The 18,278-nt window shown below is 44.7% G+C and carries 17 protein-coding genes and 1 pseudogene; all 18 read left to right on the top strand.

Annotated features, from left to right (window positions below; all coding sequences use genetic code 11):
* Positions 1-264: 264 nt before the first annotated feature.
* The 18 genes and pseudogenes from DWX28_RS05825 to hflX all read left to right on the top strand — a co-directional run bounded on the left by DWX28_RS05825 (position 265) and on the right by hflX (position 18,104).
* Positions 265-831, top strand: coding sequence for a hypothetical protein (locus DWX28_RS05825; RefSeq protein WP_118252123.1), 567 nt, complete (start codon positions 265-267; stop codon positions 829-831).
* Positions 797-2,164 (top strand): hypothetical protein, encoded by a 1,368-nt coding sequence (locus tag DWX28_RS05820; protein WP_118252122.1) that lies wholly within the window; start codon positions 797-799, stop codon positions 2,162-2,164. The genes DWX28_RS05825 and DWX28_RS05820 overlap by 35 nt, the downstream gene beginning before the upstream one ends.
* A gap of 46 nt (positions 2,165-2,210) precedes the next feature.
* A complete protein-coding gene (locus tag DWX28_RS05815; RefSeq protein ID WP_158565282.1) occupies positions 2,211-3,104 on the top strand; it encodes a serine/threonine protein kinase in 894 nt (297 codons plus the stop codon).
* A 1-nt stretch (position 3,105) separates the two neighbouring features.
* Positions 3,106-4,122: a DUF5050 domain-containing protein gene (locus DWX28_RS05810; RefSeq protein WP_118252120.1), complete on the top strand. Its 1,017-nt coding sequence runs from the start codon at positions 3,106-3,108 to the stop codon at positions 4,120-4,122.
* A gap of 206 nt (positions 4,123-4,328) precedes the next feature.
* Positions 4,329-5,057 carry a FadR/GntR family transcriptional regulator gene (locus DWX28_RS05805; protein ID WP_022215417.1) on the top strand — a complete coding sequence of 243 codons (729 nt, stop codon included), beginning with the start codon at positions 4,329-4,331 and terminating at the stop codon, positions 5,055-5,057.
* An 89-nt stretch (positions 5,058-5,146) separates the two neighbouring features.
* Positions 5,147-5,869, top strand: a pseudogene (locus tag DWX28_RS05800) (NAD(P)-dependent malic enzyme); the annotation flags it as partial.
* A 133-nt stretch (positions 5,870-6,002) separates the two neighbouring features.
* Positions 6,003-6,848, top strand: coding sequence for an AraC family transcriptional regulator (locus DWX28_RS05795; protein ID WP_022215414.1), 846 nt, complete (start codon positions 6,003-6,005; stop codon positions 6,846-6,848).
* A 41-nt stretch (positions 6,849-6,889) separates the two neighbouring features.
* The gene (gene hisC, locus DWX28_RS05790; protein ID WP_118252118.1) at positions 6,890-7,948 is read left to right on the top strand and encodes a histidinol-phosphate transaminase; all 1,059 of its coding nucleotides are present in this window, start codon (positions 6,890-6,892) and stop codon (positions 7,946-7,948) included.
* Positions 7,949-7,959: 11 nt separating this feature from the next.
* On the top strand, positions 7,960-8,460 hold the full coding sequence (locus tag DWX28_RS05785; RefSeq protein WP_022215412.1) for a COG2426 family protein: 501 nt from the start codon (positions 7,960-7,962) through the stop codon (positions 8,458-8,460).
* Between the two features lie 32 nt (positions 8,461-8,492).
* Positions 8,493-10,043: a transcription termination factor Rho gene (gene rho / locus DWX28_RS05780; protein ID WP_118252117.1), complete on the top strand. Its 1,551-nt coding sequence runs from the start codon at positions 8,493-8,495 to the stop codon at positions 10,041-10,043.
* Positions 10,044-10,152: 109 nt separating this feature from the next.
* Positions 10,153-10,356, top strand: a complete 204-nt coding sequence (rpmE, locus tag DWX28_RS05775) for a 50S ribosomal protein L31 (protein ID WP_022215410.1) — start codon at positions 10,153-10,155, stop codon at positions 10,354-10,356.
* An 84-nt stretch (positions 10,357-10,440) separates the two neighbouring features.
* A complete protein-coding gene (locus DWX28_RS05770; RefSeq protein WP_118252116.1) occupies positions 10,441-11,439 on the top strand; it encodes a DUF1385 domain-containing protein in 999 nt (332 codons plus the stop codon).
* Positions 11,423-12,316 carry a peptide chain release factor N(5)-glutamine methyltransferase gene (prmC, locus tag DWX28_RS05765; protein WP_022215408.1) on the top strand — a complete coding sequence of 298 codons (894 nt, stop codon included), beginning with the start codon at positions 11,423-11,425 and terminating at the stop codon, positions 12,314-12,316. The genes DWX28_RS05770 and prmC overlap by 17 nt, the downstream gene beginning before the upstream one ends.
* Positions 12,309-13,385 carry a peptide chain release factor 1 gene (prfA, locus tag DWX28_RS05760; protein WP_022215407.1) on the top strand — a complete coding sequence of 359 codons (1,077 nt, stop codon included), beginning with the start codon at positions 12,309-12,311 and terminating at the stop codon, positions 13,383-13,385. Before prmC ends, prfA begins: the two co-directional genes overlap by 8 nt.
* A gap of 15 nt (positions 13,386-13,400) precedes the next feature.
* Positions 13,401-14,318 carry a nucleotidyltransferase family protein gene (locus DWX28_RS05755; protein ID WP_118252115.1) on the top strand — a complete coding sequence of 306 codons (918 nt, stop codon included), beginning with the start codon at positions 13,401-13,403 and terminating at the stop codon, positions 14,316-14,318.
* A 31-nt stretch (positions 14,319-14,349) separates the two neighbouring features.
* Complete coding sequence (gene glmM, locus DWX28_RS05750; protein ID WP_118252114.1) at positions 14,350-15,699, top strand: phosphoglucosamine mutase; 1,350 nt, start codon at positions 14,350-14,352, stop codon at positions 15,697-15,699.
* Positions 15,696-16,853 carry a tetratricopeptide repeat protein gene (locus DWX28_RS05745; protein WP_118252113.1) on the top strand — a complete coding sequence of 386 codons (1,158 nt, stop codon included), beginning with the start codon at positions 15,696-15,698 and terminating at the stop codon, positions 16,851-16,853. The genes glmM and DWX28_RS05745 overlap by 4 nt, the downstream gene beginning before the upstream one ends.
* Positions 16,854-16,856: 3 nt before the next feature.
* Positions 16,857-18,104 (top strand): GTPase HflX, encoded by a 1,248-nt coding sequence (gene hflX, locus DWX28_RS05740; protein WP_022215403.1) that lies wholly within the window; start codon positions 16,857-16,859, stop codon positions 18,102-18,104.
* Positions 18,105-18,278: the final 174 nt, after the last annotated feature.

The following is an 18,278-nucleotide window of genomic DNA, read 5'->3' as shown; positions in this document are numbered from 1 at the left end:
GACGCCTAAAGCGTCCGGAAGCACGTGACTTCAGTCATGTGAGGATAGAGTTTTTAATTCACAAAGAAAAATGGTGATATCATTACAGCGACAACATATTCCGCAGATACGGAACTTGCTGATGGCGGAAAGGCAAAAATGCTGTCCATTCGTATCGAATAATATCAGGCGGCAGTCTGAAATACCATAAAAAAAACAAAAATGCAAATCTTTTATTGTAAAATTATAGTGTAATATTATAATTAGAATAAAGGGGCGTGTATTATGGAAAATGGAGATATTGGATTATTAAGATACTGTTTTTCAGCAGCGGGTCAGAAAAATCAGAAAGAGACAGCAGACTGGCTTCAGAAAGTTTCAGACTGTCTGCAAAATGCCGGAGCAGGGAAGGTATTTATGGATGAAAAAAAGGACGAAATACTTTTCCGGGTCAATCACCGGAAAGCATCAGAGAAAAAAGACATTATAGAATACAGAGTAAAAATAATACCGGGCAGCAGCCAGCTTATACTTGTGCAGACAAATCTATGGGAGAACGAAGCACAGGCCAAAAAACTGATGTGCTGGTATGCGGCAAAACGTAATGAAAGACTCACGCATGATATACAGTATTCCATGAACCCGGTCCAACTAAAAGGAAAGGTCATACTCAGAAATGGATGGGAAACGGAACTGATACGTAGAACAGGAGAGATGAATCGCATCGTCATGAATGACAGAGAGATTTTTGAGGCATTGAGCAGAGGAAAGGTGCCGGACTGTATACAGAATCAGGTTCGCCAGGAGTACCAGGAGTATGAAAGGGAAATCAGACATGGCGTCGATATTTGAAAAGATGATACAGGATTTCAGAAGGAAAGATATGGCACAGCTTCTGGAGGAATGCATGAAGCCAGATGTGAAAAAAGCGAAAAAAATTCCACTGAGGTATCGTCTTATTGCAATAGGCTTTGTTTCACATATGACACTGGATGAGCTGGACAGCAAGTTAAAAGAGAACGGGTGTGAACAGCTGTATGCCCGTAATCAGGTGGAGGCAACGCTGATCTATGCTTTCCTGAAGGGATTTTCTTACGAAGAGTGGCTGAATCTGGAAAGGATCTGCCGGGAAATGAATGATGACAGAACCGATATGTGGTTTAACAGTTCGACCGTAACATATCGGGAACTTCGGGAATATGTCCGCCAGAATTCTGACATCACAGAAGAGGAACTTCAGACTCAGAAAGTTACAAGAAAGTTTCGCAGACAGATCGAAAAAAGTACTACCGAAGAAGATTTTCTGAAATTTATGGAGGACAACCGGGAAGATTTCTGTGTGGTCCGTGAGAAAGCCAGATATTATTTCTGCAAATATCTGTGCTATTATATCGAAGAGAAAACAGAAGCATACCTGGCAGCAAGAAAGAGTGGTTTTGGTCAGGAACAGACACTTGCAGAACTGAATGTACTGAAGTGCGTAGAGCTTCTTCGAAAGAAGTTTAAAGATGACCAGGAAATTCGTGAAGCGCTTCTGGACTGTGCGATTTCTTTTGGAAATATTTATGATGCATTTAATTATTTTTATTTTGAGTATGTTTCTACAGACTGGATGGAAATTCTGATGGATGGTTATCAGGGAAGCCTCAGTAGAATGTCAGAGAAAGAAATCGAATTTCTTGCCCATGCGATCCGGTCATATGAGGATGGATGGGATGAATTGTCAGATGAAGAAGTAATCCAAAGAAAAGTGCAGGAGATAGAAGAACAGGAATGTCTGAAAGACAGTCAGTATGCAAGGGAAGAAAGCAAGAGACAAACTTATCAGAAGAATCGTTCCGGAGAGAAATCGGTCCGCAGTTATATCAAAGGAGTGACGGATCTGGACAGGACGACACTTATCTGTTACCTTCTGTTTATGGGACAGGAATCTCTTGAAAACAAAGAAAGAGTGATGACCAGAGAAAGACTGGATCAGATTCTTCTGGAATGTGGATATGCAATGCTGCGGGACGGCGATGACTTTGATCGTTTTGTGATCCAGTATTTAGAGGTGGATGACCGCATGGGATTTCTCATGGAGAGTGTTGCAGATGCGGCAAGAAGCGAAAAGAATTTTTATCTCTATCATATGTATCAGGGAGCTGTAAGTGAAAATAAAAAACTCAGAACTCTGATAGACTGAGAGATTGCAATAAAAATCTGCATAACGGATGGAGAACAGAGCACGTATGGGAAAGATAACAATAACACTTAGAGAAGATCACCTTCCGGAAGGAATCGTTCTGGCTGGAAAATGCCGTATTTTGAGGACTTTGCGGATGGGAGAATTTTCTGTTACTTATGAGGCAATGCTTGGAAACAGGAAAGTAGCTGTCAAAGAGTTTTATAACAGGGGCTGTATGTACCGGCAGGGTAACAGAGTTGTTCTGACAAATGAAGAAGACCAGCAGGAATTTGAGAGAGCAAAGCAGAAATTTGTAGAAGAGGCACGACGGCTCAGTAAGTTTGCCTCACAGCCGAATGTGGTTCGGGTGTATGGCTATTTTGAAGCAAATAATACGGTTTATATTATCATGGAGTTTCTCGATGGTCCCGGGCTGAATGAATATTTCCGAAAAAAAGGAAGAGTAGAGGCGGCAGAGATGTTTGGCATGCTGCTTCCGGTAATGCGGACACTGGACAAAATTCACGAGTCCGGAATCATTCACAGAGATATCAGTCCGGATAATATTAAATTTGCACAAAATGATGCTTCAGGGACAGGATTGAAGCTGATGGATTTTGGGTCTGCCAGAGATTATCTGAACAGAAATACCTATACTATGGAACTGAAGGATGGCTATGCTCCGCTGGAGCAGTACTCAGAACATGAACAGGGACCATGGACAGATGTTTATGCGCTCAGTGCAGTTATATATCGTGGAATCACAGGACAGAGACCAATGAGATCCGTCAGACGGGCAGAACATGATGATCTGCGCATGCCGTCGCAGCTCGGAATCCCGATTCCTCCTGTAATAGAAGAAATATTAAAAAGAGGACTGAGTATTCGGAAAGAAAACCGCTATCAGAAAATGGCGTCTATGATAAAAGATGTAGAAAAATTTTCGGGAGGAATGTGAAATGAGAGAAGCAGCAGAGAAACGACGGAAATTGTGGATACTGTTACTGGCTGTAATCTGCAGTAGCTTTGTAGTGGCAAACAGCAGTGTGATGCCTGTTCAGGCGGCAGAAGATACGGATGCGAATACCGGGGAAGTTGTGACTTCCGGCACATTTGGAGAATATAATGGAGAAATCTATACTGTGGATAAGGTTGCAAAGAAAGGGTATCACTGTATCTCCGGACAGTACAAAGATACGATGGCAATTTATCAGGACAAGATCTACTGGCGCAAATCCAGCACAGTTTCTGGTCAGTCGAGTGAGATCATCCGTATGGATCTGGATGGAGATAATCAGACGGTTCTTACAAATTCAGCGAAACCTAATGCAAAATTCTGTATCTATAATAATTATCTGTATTATACCTCCGGTGATGGCAGTCAGAACTACGATGGAAGAAAGATTGATCTTGCGACAGGAGAGGATGTAGAGAGCGGCAGTTATGTTTTTCGTTATGGAAATGAAAAGATATGGGTCTCTACGGGGATTGAAGACGGAGACTGGTATGTTTCAGAGCCCGGATTTGAAAATATACAGAAGGACGGCAGTATCGAAGGTTCTGTACTGGGAATCGTAGGAAGCAAAGTCTGCTATATCTATCAGGATGGTGATACCTGGACAACCTGTGGATATGATATAAAAACAGGAAAGAAAGTAGTTCTTGAAAAGGGAAATGCTTCCAGATCAGTTGTCACAGGAGATGGACTTTACTACAAAAAGACAGAAGATGGAAATACTGTACTGTACAGAAGAAATATGCGAGATGGTTCTGTATCACAATACGATTTTGGCGGAATGAATCTGTATATAAGTGGCTGTAATGAAGTTGGAGATGCGACTTTCTTTATACAGTTCCTGCCGGATCAGGGTGAAAATAACACAGAATTATGGAGACTGGACCGCAGTACCGGGGAAAAAGAACGGATTGCTACCTGGTACAATGAAAATGCAGAAAATGCAGCAGAGGAACCATAAATACAAAAAAATGCCTCAGGGCAGTTTTTTATTAAAGAAACAGAAACTTGTATAGAAAAGAATGCAGTCAGAATCGTGTGGAATGCTTGCTGTAAACTGGCAGAAATGCTATATTTATTTTACAGACATAAATAAGAAAAGAATCGCTGTTTTTTGTATGGCGGGATCAGCTGTACAGGGAAGAGCGGGATGCGGAGGCATAGATCATGTTTAAAAAAATAGGAGATGAACGTGCATTTAACGGGATTCTGAATCAGATCATAGATAATATCCAGAATGGAAAACTAAAGGCAGGTGACGCACTTCCGGCAGAGCGGACAATGGCAGAGACTATGGGCGTGTCCAGACCGGCGGTAAGAGAAGTACTGCGGGCACTGGAACTGCTTGGGATCATCAAACCGGTTCCGGGAGGCGGGAATTATATTACTGAGAATCTGGATACCTGGCTGATCGGGCCTTTGACTATTCTTTTTAAGCTGAATAATGGATATCTGAAACAGAACCAGCAGTTCCGTGCAGCATTGGAGAGAGAAGCGGCAATCCTTGCTGCAAAGAAATGTACTCCGCTGGATGCAGCAGAACTCTGGATGATCCTCGACCGTCTGGATTCAGAGGAAGATGAGAAGACAAGGGGAGAGCTGGACCGTGAACTTCACACCAAAATTGCAAAGATCGCGGATAATCCGATGGTCTACAGTGTTCTGGCAGCAGCAGACCAGCTCACGGACAACATTGTATCCGGCACCAGAGATTATATCATGAGAAAAAATAATTCATCCAAAGACATAGATGAGCAGCATCACCGTCTGGTAGAGGCAATCATCAACAACGATGTGGAACAGGCAGAACACTGCATGTCTGAACACATGGATACGATCGAGCGTTATATGGATGAAATGCAGAAAGAGTGCAAACCAGAGGGAAAACGTATCTGAAAGTGTTGAAAGTAAATAATGAATAGATTACAATAGAGACATTAAAACAGCAACATCAAAATACTAAGATTCCACGGAGGATAACAGAAATGGATTACGCAAAAGAATCTTTAAGATTACATGGAGAATGGAAGGGCAACATCGGACCGGAAGCCGGCATGCCTGTTATGGAAGGAAAATGTGCATTATTCAAGGCTTTTGGTGATGTAGATGCATTCCCGCTCTGTATCAAGAGCAATGATGTGGATTAGATTGTAAATACGATTTATCTGATCTCAGGATCTTTTGGCGGAGTCAATCTGGAGGATATTTCCGCACCGAGATGTTTCGAAATCGAAAAGAAGCTCAAAGAAAAATGTGACATACCGATTTTCCACGATGACCAGCACGGAACTGCGATCATAGTATCTGCGGGGCTGACTAATGCGCTCAGACTTGTGAATAAGAAATTCTCAGAGGCCAGGGTAGTCATCAATGGTGCCGGATCTGCAGGTATTTCTATCTGTAAACTCCTTCTGGAACTTGGAATCGGTGATGTTGTTATGGTTGAACGCAAGGGAATCCTTGCACCGGGAGAAGAGTGGATGAACCCGGCACAGAAAGAAATTGCAGAAAAGACAAACAAAGAACAGATCCATGGAGACCTCAAGACTGCTATGAAGGGCAGAGATATCTTTGTCGGCGTATCTGCACCGAATATTGTCACAGCAGAGATGGTAAGCACAATGGCAGACGATGCGATTGTTTTTGCCATGGCAAACCCGCCACCGGAGATCATGCCGGATGAGGCAAGAAAAGGCGGAGCCCGCATCTGACCGTATGATCCGGTAGTTGTATTTCAGGATGAAAAAAGAAGAAAATACAAGACTAAAAGAAATTCGAAGCCATGGGACCAAAACGTTCCCCTGCGCTGTATACAGAACAAGTTCAAAAGGTCAGGGTGTTATGGTGAAACATCACTGGCACGATGAAGTAGAGATGCTTTATTTTGATAAAGGTGGCTTTCTTTTGGAAGTCAACATGGAAGTTTATCCGGTTGAATCCGAATGTATCTGTTTCATTAATCCGGGAGAACTGCACAGCATTACAAAAATCTGCTCAGAGGAGTCGGGAGAGGACGCAATTGTGTTTCACCCGGCTGTCCTGAGTTTTGAATCTTATGATGCAGCGCAGATAGAACTGCTCCAGCCGATCCAGAACGGGCGGCTGCTTTTTCCGAGGCAGATTTTTCCAGGAGATGCTGTTTTTGAGGAGATTCGCCAGTATTTCAAAGAGATCCTGATGATTTTTCACAAAGACGGGACGGAGAAACTCTGGATGACCAAAGGCGGCGTTACCGATGATGTGGTGAGCCAGATGTACATTAAGTCCTCTTTGCTCCGGATCCTTGCAGTTCTGTGGAAATATCAGCTTTTTACTGTTATGACGGAGAATGGCAATAAGCGTGTTGAAGAGATCAAGAAAGTTCTTTCTTATATAAAGGGACACTATGACGAAAAAATATACATAAGAGATCTGGCGAAACTCATTAATATGAATGAACAGTATTTCTGCCGCTTTTTTAAGAAAAGCATCGGACGTTCACCGATGGTATATATCAATGAGTTTCGGATCCGTCAGGCAATGCATTTTCTGGAGGATACGGACGAGTCTGTGACAGAAGTTGCAATGGAGTGTGGATATAATAATCTCGGCAATTTTCTGCGGGAGTTTCACAGGCAGACGGGGACAACACCTCTGAAGTACAGAAAGAACAGCCAGAATAAGAAGAAATCTTTGACAAATATCTAAAGAATAGGTACAATAGCAGATATGTGAAAGGGGATTAAGATATGGCAAACTGGGAAAACAATATCCGCAAAGTTGTTCCGTATACTCCGGGAGAACAGCCAAATCAGCCGGATATGATCAAACTGAATACAAATGAAAACCCATATCCGCCGGCACCGGGAGTACGAGAAGTGCTTCGCAATATGGATACCGATACACTGAGACTTTATCCGGATCCGGCAGCACTGGATCTTGTACGCGCAATTGCTGATACTTACGGGCTTTCGGATAATCAGGTGTTTGTAGGCGTAGGGTCTGATGATGTACTTGCAATGAGTTTCCTTACTTTCTTTAACAGTGAGAAACCAATCCTGTTTCCGGATATCACTTATTCTTTCTACGATGTATGGGCAGATCTTTTCCGTATTCCGTATGAGAGGCCGGCACTGGATGAGCATTTCCACATTCGCAAAGAAGATTACTTCGGGGAAAATGGAGGAATTGTATTTCCGAATCCAAATGCACCAACAGGTGTGGTAATGCCGCTTTCTGAAGTGGAGGACATTGTTGCACACAATCAGGATGTGATTGTGATCGTAGATGAAGCCTATGTGGATTTTGGCTCACAGTCAGCACTTCCTCTCATCGAAAAATACGAGAATCTTCTGATCGTTCAGACATTTTCCAAGTCCAGGTCTATGGCGGGAATGAGAATCGGTTTTGCAATGGGTTCACCGAAACTGATTAAATATCTGAATGATGCCAAATATTCTTTCAACTCTTATACTATGGACAGAACCGCCCTGGCAGCAGGTGTGGCAGCAGTCAAAGATCAGGAGTATTTCTGCGAGACCTGTCATAAGATCATAGAGACAAGAGAGTGGACAAAGAAGGAACTCAGCAAGCTCGGCTTTTCTTTTGAGGACTCCAAGGCAAACTTTATTTTTGCAACGCATGAGACCTGTCCGGCAGAGGATCTGTTTAAAGCACTGCGTGAACGCCACATCTATGTGAGATATTTCCCGGGTGGACGAACAGGAAATCATCTTCGCATTACTGTAGGAACCAGAGAAGAAATGGAAACTTTTATTGGATTCCTCAGAGACTATTTATCTGAATAAGGAGAAATATATTGGAAGTTTTAGTAAACTGGTTTACAAATACTCTTGGGCAGCATATCTCAAGAGAAATGGTGATCTTTATTATTTCCATGATTCCAATCCTGGAACTAAGGGGCGGACTTCTGGCAGCATCGCTTCTTAATATATCTATGGTGAAAGCGATTCCCATCTGTATTTTAGGAAATATAATTCCGATCCCGTTTATTCTGTTGTTTATCAAACAAATCTTCAAATGGCTCAAAAAAACAAAAATTTTCCGTGGACTTATTATAAAAATGGAAAACCGTGCAATGGGCAAGAGTGACCAGATCAAGAGATATGAATTTCTGGGGCTTTTGCTGTTTGTAGGAATCCCGCTTCCGGGGACCGGTGCATGGACAGGCTCACTGATCGCATCTCTTCTGGAAGTAGATATCAAGAAATCTTCGATCGCAATTTTCTGTGGTCTTATTATGGCAACTGTTATCATGAGTATAGTTTCTTATGGCGTTCTTGGAAATCTGATTCATTAAGGACCTGTAAGAAGAAAAATGAGAGGTTTTTTATGAGAGAAAAATATGAATCGTTGCCGCTGGCAACATTGAAAGACCTTGCAAAAGCAAGGGGATTAAGGGGGATTTCCACTCTGAGAAAGCCGGAACTGATCAACCGTATGCTTGAGGAGGATGAGAAGGAGGCTGCTCAGAAAGAATCTGCACCAAAGGTACAGAAGAGCGTTCAGACTGAAAAACCACAGGAAGTGGTGAGAGAACAGAGATATTTTGAACGGGCAAATGAAAAATCAGCACGTCAGAGTTTCAGAACTCGTGAAAACCGTACTTTTTATGATAATAATGAGAGACGAAATTATCAGGAGCGGAACAACTATCAGGAACGAAATCCGGAAGGTTATGCATATCGCAGTCAGGAGGACTATCAGGAGAGAACTCCGGAGTTTTTTAAAGCCCCGTCAGAGACAGCGCAGCTTGACAGCGGCGAGAAAGCAGATGGCATTCTGGAAGTGCTTCCGGATGGATACGGTTTTATCCGCTGTGAAAATTATCTGCCGGGAGAAAATGATATCTATGTTTCACCGTCCCAGATCCGCCGCTTCAATCTGAAGACCGGCGATATCCTTAAAGGAAGCATCCGCATCAAGACACAGGGTGAGAAGTTCAGTGCACTTCTCTATGTGGATTCGATCAATGGATTCCATCCAAGTGAAGGACAGAGACGTTATAATTTCGAAGATATGACTCCGATCTTCCCGAATGAGAGACTTCGTATGGAGCGTCCGGGCGGTACAGTTGCCATGCGTATCATGGATCTGTTAAGCCCGATCGGTAAAGGTCAGCGAGGCATGATCGTATCTCCACCGAAGGCTGGTAAGACCACACTTCTCAAGGATGTGGCCAAATCTATCCTCAAAAACAGCCCGAATATGCATCTCATCATTCTTCTGATCGATGAGCGTCCGGAGGAAGTAACTGATATCAAGGAAGAAATCCAGGGCAGCAATGTAGAGGTTATTTATTCTACATTTGACGAACTTCCGGAGCATCACAGACGAGTTTCAGAGATGGTCGTTGAGCGTGCACGCCGTCTTGTAGAGCATAAGCAGGATGTTACGATCCTCCTTGACTCCATTACGAGACTTGCCAGGGCATACAATCTCTGTGTAAATCCAAGTGGAAGAACGCTTTCCGGTGGTCTGGATCCGGCAGCCCTTCATATGCCGAAGAGATTTTTTGGCGCGGCACGTAATATGAGAGAGGGCGGAAGCCTGACGATCCTTGCAACGGCACTTGTAGAGACCGGAAGCAAGATGGACGATGTCATTTATGAAGAATTCAAGGGAACCGGTAACATGGAGCTTGTACTTGACCGTAAACTCCAGGAAAAACGAGTCTTCCCTGCAATCGATATTCAGAAATCAGGTACCAGAAGAGAGGATCTTCTTCTTAGTAAAGAAGAGCAGGAAGCTGTCTATAATATGCGTAAAGCGCTGAACAGCCTCAAGGCTGAAGATGCAGTAGAGCAGATCCTGAACATGTTCTCCAGGACAAAGACAAATGCAGAATTTGTCCAGATGGCAAAAAAACAGAAATTTTTATAAATAGCTTGCAATCCAATATTCATTGTGTTATAATCAGAAAGCTGTGAAATAGTAAATTCGTCAAATTAATACGAATAGAAAATAGAACGAACATAGAGAGGTGAAAATCATGCGTGAAGGAATCCATCCGAACTACTATCAGGCAACTGTAACCTGCAACTGTGGAAACACATTCGTAACAGGATCTACAAAGAAAGATATCCACGTAGAAATCTGTTCCAAATGCCATCCATTCTACACAGGACAGCAGAAAGCGGCTCAGGCTCGCGGACGTATTGATAAGTTCAACAGAAAATACGGCTTAAACAAATAATCAGACAGAATAAGAAACTAGAGAACAGGTTGAGGTTGGGAAATCTCAACCTTTCTTTGCTTCTGTGGATAATTGGAGTGATATATGAAACCATCAAACATTGGCGGACAGGCGGTAATGGAAGGTATCATGATGCGCCACAAGGACAAATATGCAGTTGCAGTACGCCGTCCGGATAAAGAAATAGAATTGAAGGTTGAGGATTACAAGTGCACCTTCGGTAAGGCTTCTTTCCTTAAGAAGCCGATCATCCGTGGTGTGGTCAGCTTTGTGGACGGACTTGTAGTCGGAACCAAGTGCCTCATGTACTCGGCAGAGATCGCAGGAGACGAGGAGGACGAGGATGAAGCGGCAAAGAATGCGAAACTTTCAGAGGAAGAACTTTCTGCCAAGAAAGAGAAGGAAGCAAAGCAGTTCCAGTGGCTTCTGTACATAACGGTTGCGATTTCCATTGTTGTCTCCGTAGCAGCTTTTATGCTGCTTCCGTATGCACTGGCAAGCCTTCTTCGTAAGGTCGGAGCTTCTGAGTTTGGAGTGACTGTGGCGGAGGCTTTTGTGAAACTGGCACTGTTTCTGGGATATATGTTCCTGATCTCCAGAATGAAGGATATCCAGAGGACCTTCATGTATCATGGAGCGGAGCATAAATGCATCAACTGTGTGGAGCATGGAATGCCTCTGACAGTAGAGAATGTAATGGCAAGCTCCAGACAGCATAAGCGTTGTGGAACCAGTTTCCTGTTTCTGGTCATGCTGGTGAGTATCTGCCTGCATTTTGTTTTTGTGCTGGTGCCTGTTTACTGGGTCCGCCTTTTTGGACGTCTCCTGATGGTGCCGGTCGTGGCGGGAATCTCCTTCGAGATGATTCAGTGGGCCGGAAGAACGGACAGCAAACTGGCAGATTTTTTCAGTAAGCCGGGTCTGGCAATGCAGAAACTTACGACCAAGGAGCCGACACCGGACATGGTTGAGGTTGCAATCAAGGCAGTAGAAGCAGTTTTTGACTGGAAACAATATTTGAAAGATGAGTTCGGCTGGGAGCCGGAAGAAAAAAATGAGGAAGACCATGCAGACATTTCATGAGCTGTTGACTGAGGGAACACAGCTTCTTGTAAGTGCGGGGATTGAAGAAGCCAGGTTGGATGCCTGGCTCCTTCTGGAGTATACGGCAGATATCGGCCGTGCCTGGTACTATGCTCACCCGGAAACGGAAGCAGGAGAAAAAACAGCCCTCAAATATCTTGAATTATGTAAACAAAGAGCAGAGCATATCCCGCTTCAGCATCTGACACATCAGGCGTGCTTTATGGGATATGATTTTTATGTGGATGAGAGAGTCCTCGTGCCGCGGCAGGACACAGAGGTTCTGGCGGAGGAAGCACTGGACCGTCTGAAGGAGATCCCGAATCCGAAGATCCTGGATATGTGTACGGGATCTGGATGCCTGCTTTTAAGTATCCTTATGGAGAGATCGGATGCTTTTGGAACCGGCGTTGATATTTCTGAGGATGCACTTAAGGTTGCCGGACAGAACAGAAAAAACCTGAATCTCGAAGAACGGGCAGTTTTGGTACAAAGTGATACATTTTCGGGAGATTATTTTCAGAAAAACAGTGGAAATACATCCTTGGAATATGATATGCTTATTTCAAATCCGCCTTATATACCTACGGCGGATATTCAGCAGTTGATGGATGAAGTAAGGTTTCATGATCCGGTACTGGCTCTGGACGGGCGCGAGGATGGCCTTTATTTTTACCGCAGGATCACCGAACAGGCGGGCAGCTATCTCAAACCGGGCGGCTGGCTGATGTACGAGATCGGCTGTGAGCAGGGAGCAGATGTATCTGCGATCATGAGACAGAATGGCTTTGTCGATGTCGCTGTAAAGAAAGATCTTGCAGGACTTGACAGAGTGGTAATTGGTAAAAAGCAAATGCAGGAGGAACAGCATGTTTGATAAACTTGATGACTTGCTGATTCGTTTCGAGGAAGTTCTGAATGAACTCGGAGAACCGGGCGTGACAGACAACCAGGAACGTTTTCAGAAGCTGATGAAGGAACAGAGTGATCTGCAGCCTATCGTAGACACTTATACAGAATACAAGAAAAACAAAGAAACCATCCAGGACAGCCTTTCCATGCTGGAAGAGGAGAAGGATGAGGATATGCGCGAAATGCTCAAGGAAGAACTTTCCGATGCCAAGAAGCGCGTGGAAGAACTGGAACAGGAACTCAAGATCCTGCTTCTTCCAAAAGACCCAAATGACAGCAAGAACGTTATCGTGGAGATCCGTGCAGGTGCCGGCGGTGATGAGGCGGCGCTTTTTGCAGCAGAGATCTACCGTATGTATGTGAAATACGCAGAATCCAGAAGATGGAAGACAGAGATGATGAGTCTCAATGAGAACGGCATCGGCGGATTCAAGGAAGTTACTTTCATGATCCAGGGACAGGGCGCTTATTCCCGCCTGAAATATGAGAGCGGAGTACACCGTGTACAGCGTGTACCGGAGACAGAATCCGGCGGACGTATCCATACTTCCACCTGTACTGTAGCGATCATGCCGGAGGCAGAGGAGATCGACTTCCACCTGGATATGAATGACTGTAAATTTGACGTATTCCGTGCGTCCGGTAACGGTGGACAGTGTGTCAACACCACGGACTCTGCGGTACGTCTGACACATATTCCGACAGGAATCGTTATTTCCTGTCAGGATGAGAAATCCCAGCTCAAGAACAAGGACAAAGCACTCAAGGTACTTCGTTCCCGTCTGTATGAGATGGAACTGGCAAAGCAGCATGACGCAGAGGCAGAAGCAAGAAGAAGCCAGATTGGAACCGGTGACCGTTCCGAGAAGATCCGTACTTACAACTTCCCGCAGGGACGTGTGACAGACCACAGGATCAAACTTACTCTTCATCGCCTGGAAAGCATTCTCGGTGGTGACCTGGATGAGATCATCGACAGCCTGATCGCTGCAGACCAGGCAGCTAAATTAAGTTCATTAAATGAAGAAGAATAAAGGGAGGAACTTCAAATGAAAAAAACTGCACTTGTAATCATGGCAGCCGGAATCGGAAGTCGCTTTGGAAAAGGAATCAAACAGCTTGCACCAGTAGGACCTAATGGTGAGATCATTATGGACTACTCTATTCATGATGCACTAGAGGCAGGATTCAATAAAGTTGTATTTATCATCCGCAAGGACCTGGAAGAAGAATTCCGCCGCGTGATCGGTGAGAGGATCGAGAAAGTTACAGAAGTTGCATACGCATTCCAGTCTCTGGATGATCTTCCAGAAGGATTTGAGAAACCGGCAGACCGTACAAAACCATGGGGAACAGGGCAGGCAGTCCTTGCTGCAAAGGCAGTTCTTGACGAGCCATTCATGGTAATTAATGCAGATGATTATTACGGTAAGGAAGCATATGTCAAAGTCCATGATTATCTGGTACAGGAACAGCCAGAAGATGGAATCCATCACATCTGCATGGCAGGATTCCGTCTTGGAAATACCTTAAGTGATAACGGAAGCGTTACCAGAGGCGTATGCCACATCGAGGACGGTGCACTGGTTGGTGTTACAGAGACACACAATATTTTCAAGACAGCAGACGGTGCAGAAGCAAGAGATGACAATGGAAATGTAGAGAAACTGGATATCAGAAGTCTTGTTTCCATGAACATGTGGGGACTGACACCGGCATTCATGGATACTCTGGAAAAAGGTTTCGTAGATTTCCTTCAGAATGTAGAAGAGGGAGATATCAAGAAAGAATATCTTCTTCCGGAAATGATCGACCGTCTCATCAAAGATGGCAAGGCAAAAGTAGATGTACTTGAGACAAAGGATACCTGGTTCGGCGTAACTTATCAGGAAGATAAAGCTGCTGTAACAGCCGCATTCAAAAAACTTGTAGAAGACGGAGTATATCCGGCACAGCTTTATAAATAATTTAATCTGGATCTAAGGAGAGTGACATAAGATGGGTAAATATTTTGGAACAGATGGTTTCCGTGGAGAAGCCAACGTACAGCTGACAGCAAATCATGCATTTCAGGTAGGCCGTTATGTGGGCTGGTACTATGGTCGTGAGCACAAAGCAAAGATCGTGATCGGCAAGGATACAAGAAGAAGCAGCTATATGTTTGAATATGCACTGGCAGCAGGACTGACCGCTTCCGGAGCAGATGCATATCTTCTTCATGTAACGACAACTCCAAGTGTTTCTTATGTTGTCCGCACAGAGGATTTTGACTGTGGAGTCATGATCTCTGCAAGCCACAATCCATTTTATGATAATGGAATCAAGCTTCTGAACGGAAACGGACAGAAGATCGAAGCAGAGGTAGAGGCAAGGATCGAGGCATATCTGGACGGCAGACTGGAAGAACTTCCATATGCGACAAGAGAAGATATCGGACGTACCGTTGACTTTGCTTCCGGACGTAACCGTTATATCGGTCATCTGATCTCTATCCCAAGCTGTGATTTCAAGAATATCAAGATCGGTCTTGACTGCTCCAACGGAAGTTCCTCTGCGATCGCCAAGAGTGTATTTGATGCGCTGAGAGCCAAGACTTATGTGATCAACGATGAGCCTGATGGAACAAACATCAACAGAAACTGCGGTTCCACACATATCGAAGTTCTGCAGAAATATGTTATAGATCATGGACTGGATGTAGGCTTTGCCTATGATGGTGATGCAGACCGCTGTATCGCAGTTGACCATAAGGGAAACATCATCGATGGCGACAAGATCATGTATGTCTGCGGTAAATATCTCAAATCACAGGGCAAACTCAAGGGAAATACTGTTGTTACTACGGTTATGTCAAACATGGGTCTGTACAAAGCCCTTGAAAGAGAAGGAATCAATTATGAGCAGACAGCAGTCGGCGACAAATATGTAGCAGAGAACATGATGGAAAACGATTACAGTATCGGAGGCGAGCAGTCCGGACATATCATTTTCAGCCGTTATGCAGCTACCGGTGACGGTATCCTGACATCTCTCATGCTCATGGAGGCATGTGTCGAGCAGAAAGCAACTCTCTGTGATCTTGCAAAAGAAATGAAAGTGTACCCGCAGATTCTCCGCAATGTCCGTGTGGCAGACAAGAAGACGGCAAGAGAAAATCCGGCAGTTGTAAAAGCTGTTGAGGATGTTGCAAGAGCACTTGGAACAGACGGCCGTATCCTTGTGAGAGAGAGTGGAACAGAACCACTGATCCGTGTTATGGTAGAAGCTGGTACAGAGGATATCTGTGCAGAGCATGTAAATCATGTGGTACAGGTGATGGAATCAGAAGGATTAATTGTAGAAGGATGAGAAACAAAAAAATCATATGTCTGCTGGCAGCCGGTCTTGGAGCATTGCTCCTGACCGGCTGTGGTGGAGAAAATCAAAAAACATATGAGCAGGCAAATGCAGATCTGGAAGAGGCTAACTATGATTATGCACTGAATGAATACCAGGCCTGTATTTCTGCCGGATATAAGCTGGCACAGTCTTACAGGGGATCAGGAATTGTCAAACTGCGTACCGGCGATTATCAGGGGGCGATCGATGACCTGACAAATGCGCTGAATGATGAGAAAACGGGCAAGTCTGACAGAAAGGATCTTCTGGAATACCGTGCTGCAGCAGAACTCAAGGCAGAATTGTATGATCAGGCGATGGCAGACTGTCAGACGCTGGCTGAGGATTATTCGCTGAATGCGAATGATTATTATCTTACGGGCTGTGTGGCGCTTGCCATGGATTCTTATGATGAGGCTTCCTCCAATTTCTCAGAAGCCTATGGAAGTGATTCTACTTATGAGATGGCGATCCAGATCTACGAGGCATATCTGGGACAGGATATGGAAGCTGACGGCACGAGATACCTGGAAGCTGCACTTAAGACAGAGGCAAAGACAGCCGATGATTACTGCGAACGTGGCAAAGTTTATTATTATATGGATGATTATGAGAATGCCAGGACAGAGCTTACAACAGCTGCTGATAAAGGCAGCACAGAGGCAACACTGATCCTTGGCATGGTATATATGGCGCAGGGAGATACTTCCAATGCCCGTAGCTTTTATCAGCAGTATATTGATGCGGATGGAGATGATCCGGCGAAGGGCTATAATGGTCTGGCACTCTGCGATATCTCAGATGGAGATTATGACAGTGCACTTCAGAATATCAGCCAGGGTCTCGGAGATGCGACATCGGATGAGATGAGAGATCTTCTGTTCAACGAGATCGTTGTCTATGAGAAAAAACTGGATTTATCTACCGCACTTTCCAAAGCCCAGGAATATGTACAGACATTTAAGGATGATGATGCAGCAGCGAAGGAACTGACCTTCCTTCAGTCAAGAGTTGGAAACCAGGCAGCGGCAGGGGATGCCAGTGAGGCAGACACTTCCAATGAAAGTACAGCGGAGGAATCAGCAGATACTGGCACAGACGAATCTTCCGAGGAGAGTTATTAAGTTATGCAGTTTTATGAATTTAAGGAAACCCAGGAGAGGGTGATCCTCATTGGTGTTCAGACAGAAGTGGGAGACGATGTAGAAGCTTCTCTGGATGAACTTGAAGAACTTGCTGAGACTGCCGGAGCAGAGACAGTAGCGAAGGTGATCCAGAACAGAGAGGCAGTCCATCCTGGAACCTATATCGGCAAAGGCAAGATTGAAGAAGTGGCATCCCTTTTACGCGCTCTGGATGCCAATGGAGTCATCTGTGATGATGAACTTTCTCCGGCACAGCTGAACAATCTGGAACGGGAACTGGACTGCAAGGTTATGGACAGAACCCTTCTGATCCTGGATATTTTTGCAGGACGTGCTGTATCCAGTGAGGGTAAGATCCAGGTCGAACTGGCGCAGCTTCGTTATCGTGCGGCGCGCCTCGTCGGACTTCGAGAATCCCTGTCCCGTCTGGGCGGCGGTATCGGTACGAGAGGACCTGGAGAGAAGAAACTGGAAACAGACAGACGACTGATCCGTACCAGGATCTCTGCACTCAAGGCAGAACTTGCACAGGTGGAGAAACACAGAGAACTGATCCGCGGTAAGCGTTCCAGAGGAAACCTCAAGACAGCGGCGATCGTCGGATATACGAATGCAGGAAAGTCCACTCTTTTGAATACACTGACAGGAGCGGGGATCCTGGCAGAAGACAAGCTTTTTGCCACGCTGGACCCGACAACGAGAGTGCTCGAACTCAAGGACGGACAGCAGATCCTGCTTACAGATACGGTAGGATTTATCCGTAAACTGCCGCATCATCTGGTAGAAGCTTTCAAGAGTACACTGGAAGAAGCAAAATATGCAGATTATATCATCCACGTGGTGGATGCATCCAACCCGCAGGCGGAGCTTCAGATGTTCACAGTTTATGAAACTCTCCGGGAACTGGGAGCGACCGGCAAAAAGATCGTTACACTTCTGAACAAACAGGACCAGGTAACAGGAAGCGGTATCCGTGATCTCAAAGCGGATTATACTGTGAAATGTTCTGCACGAACAGGAGAAGGTCTGGATGAATTTAAGGACGTCCTTGCGAAACTTCTGGCGGAGGATCAGATCTATCTGGAGGAATTGTACCCGTACAGTGAAGCTGGCAAGATCCAGAAGATCCGTGAGTTTGGAAGCCTTCTCTCAGAAGAATATCGTGAAGATGGAATTTTTGTAAAGGCACGTGTACCGGCAGAAATCTTTGTTTCTGTGATGCCGAAATAACGTGCGAAAAGCCCGAAAATACGGGCAAAACCGGCAGATATCATAAGAAAAATATAACAAAAACAAACACTATATAGTTGTGAAATGATTAACATGACACAATATATAGTGTTTTTTATATATTGACGCAAAGGGCATAGTTTGATACAATAGGTCTACAGCGCATGACAGGGA

It is taken from the genome of Blautia sp. AF19-10LB, assembly GCF_003461245.1.
In the GTDB taxonomy this organism is placed as follows: Bacteria; Bacillota; Clostridia; order Lachnospirales; family Lachnospiraceae; genus Blautia_A; species Blautia_A intestinihominis.
Note: the sequence above shows the minus strand (reverse complement) of the source record. Positions and strands in the feature narration are given on the sequence as shown.

What these genes read in the sequence shown, in the direction of transcription:
- DWX28_RS05825 (WP_118252123.1), top strand. Translation starts at nt 265, where the DNA reads ATGGAAAATGGAGATATTGGATTATTAAGATACTGTTTTTCAGCAGCG.
- DWX28_RS05820 (WP_118252122.1), top strand. Translation starts at nt 797, where the DNA reads ATGAAAGGGAAATCAGACATGGCGTCGATATTTGAAAAGATGATACAG.
- DWX28_RS05815 (WP_158565282.1), top strand. Translation starts at nt 2,211, where the DNA reads ATGGGAAAGATAACAATAACACTTAGAGAAGATCACCTTCCGGAAGGA.
- DWX28_RS05810 (WP_118252120.1), top strand. Translation starts at nt 3,106, where the DNA reads ATGAGAGAAGCAGCAGAGAAACGACGGAAATTGTGGATACTGTTACTG.
- DWX28_RS05805 (WP_022215417.1), top strand. Translation starts at nt 4,329, where the DNA reads ATGTTTAAAAAAATAGGAGATGAACGTGCATTTAACGGGATTCTGAAT.
- DWX28_RS05795 (WP_022215414.1), top strand. Translation starts at nt 6,003, where the DNA reads ATGGTGAAACATCACTGGCACGATGAAGTAGAGATGCTTTATTTTGAT.
- hisC (WP_118252118.1), top strand. Translation starts at nt 6,890, where the DNA reads ATGGCAAACTGGGAAAACAATATCCGCAAAGTTGTTCCGTATACTCCG.
- rho (WP_118252117.1), top strand. Translation starts at nt 8,493, where the DNA reads ATGAGAGAAAAATATGAATCGTTGCCGCTGGCAACATTGAAAGACCTT.
- rpmE (WP_022215410.1), top strand. Translation starts at nt 10,153, where the DNA reads ATGCGTGAAGGAATCCATCCGAACTACTATCAGGCAACTGTAACCTGC.
- DWX28_RS05770 (WP_118252116.1), top strand. Translation starts at nt 10,441, where the DNA reads ATGAAACCATCAAACATTGGCGGACAGGCGGTAATGGAAGGTATCATG.
- prmC (WP_022215408.1), top strand. Translation starts at nt 11,423, where the DNA reads ATGCAGACATTTCATGAGCTGTTGACTGAGGGAACACAGCTTCTTGTA.
- prfA (WP_022215407.1), top strand. Translation starts at nt 12,309, where the DNA reads ATGTTTGATAAACTTGATGACTTGCTGATTCGTTTCGAGGAAGTTCTG.
- DWX28_RS05755 (WP_118252115.1), top strand. Translation starts at nt 13,401, where the DNA reads ATGAAAAAAACTGCACTTGTAATCATGGCAGCCGGAATCGGAAGTCGC.
- glmM (WP_118252114.1), top strand. Translation starts at nt 14,350, where the DNA reads ATGGGTAAATATTTTGGAACAGATGGTTTCCGTGGAGAAGCCAACGTA.
- DWX28_RS05745 (WP_118252113.1), top strand. Translation starts at nt 15,696, where the DNA reads ATGAGAAACAAAAAAATCATATGTCTGCTGGCAGCCGGTCTTGGAGCA.
- hflX (WP_022215403.1), top strand. Translation starts at nt 16,857, where the DNA reads ATGCAGTTTTATGAATTTAAGGAAACCCAGGAGAGGGTGATCCTCATT.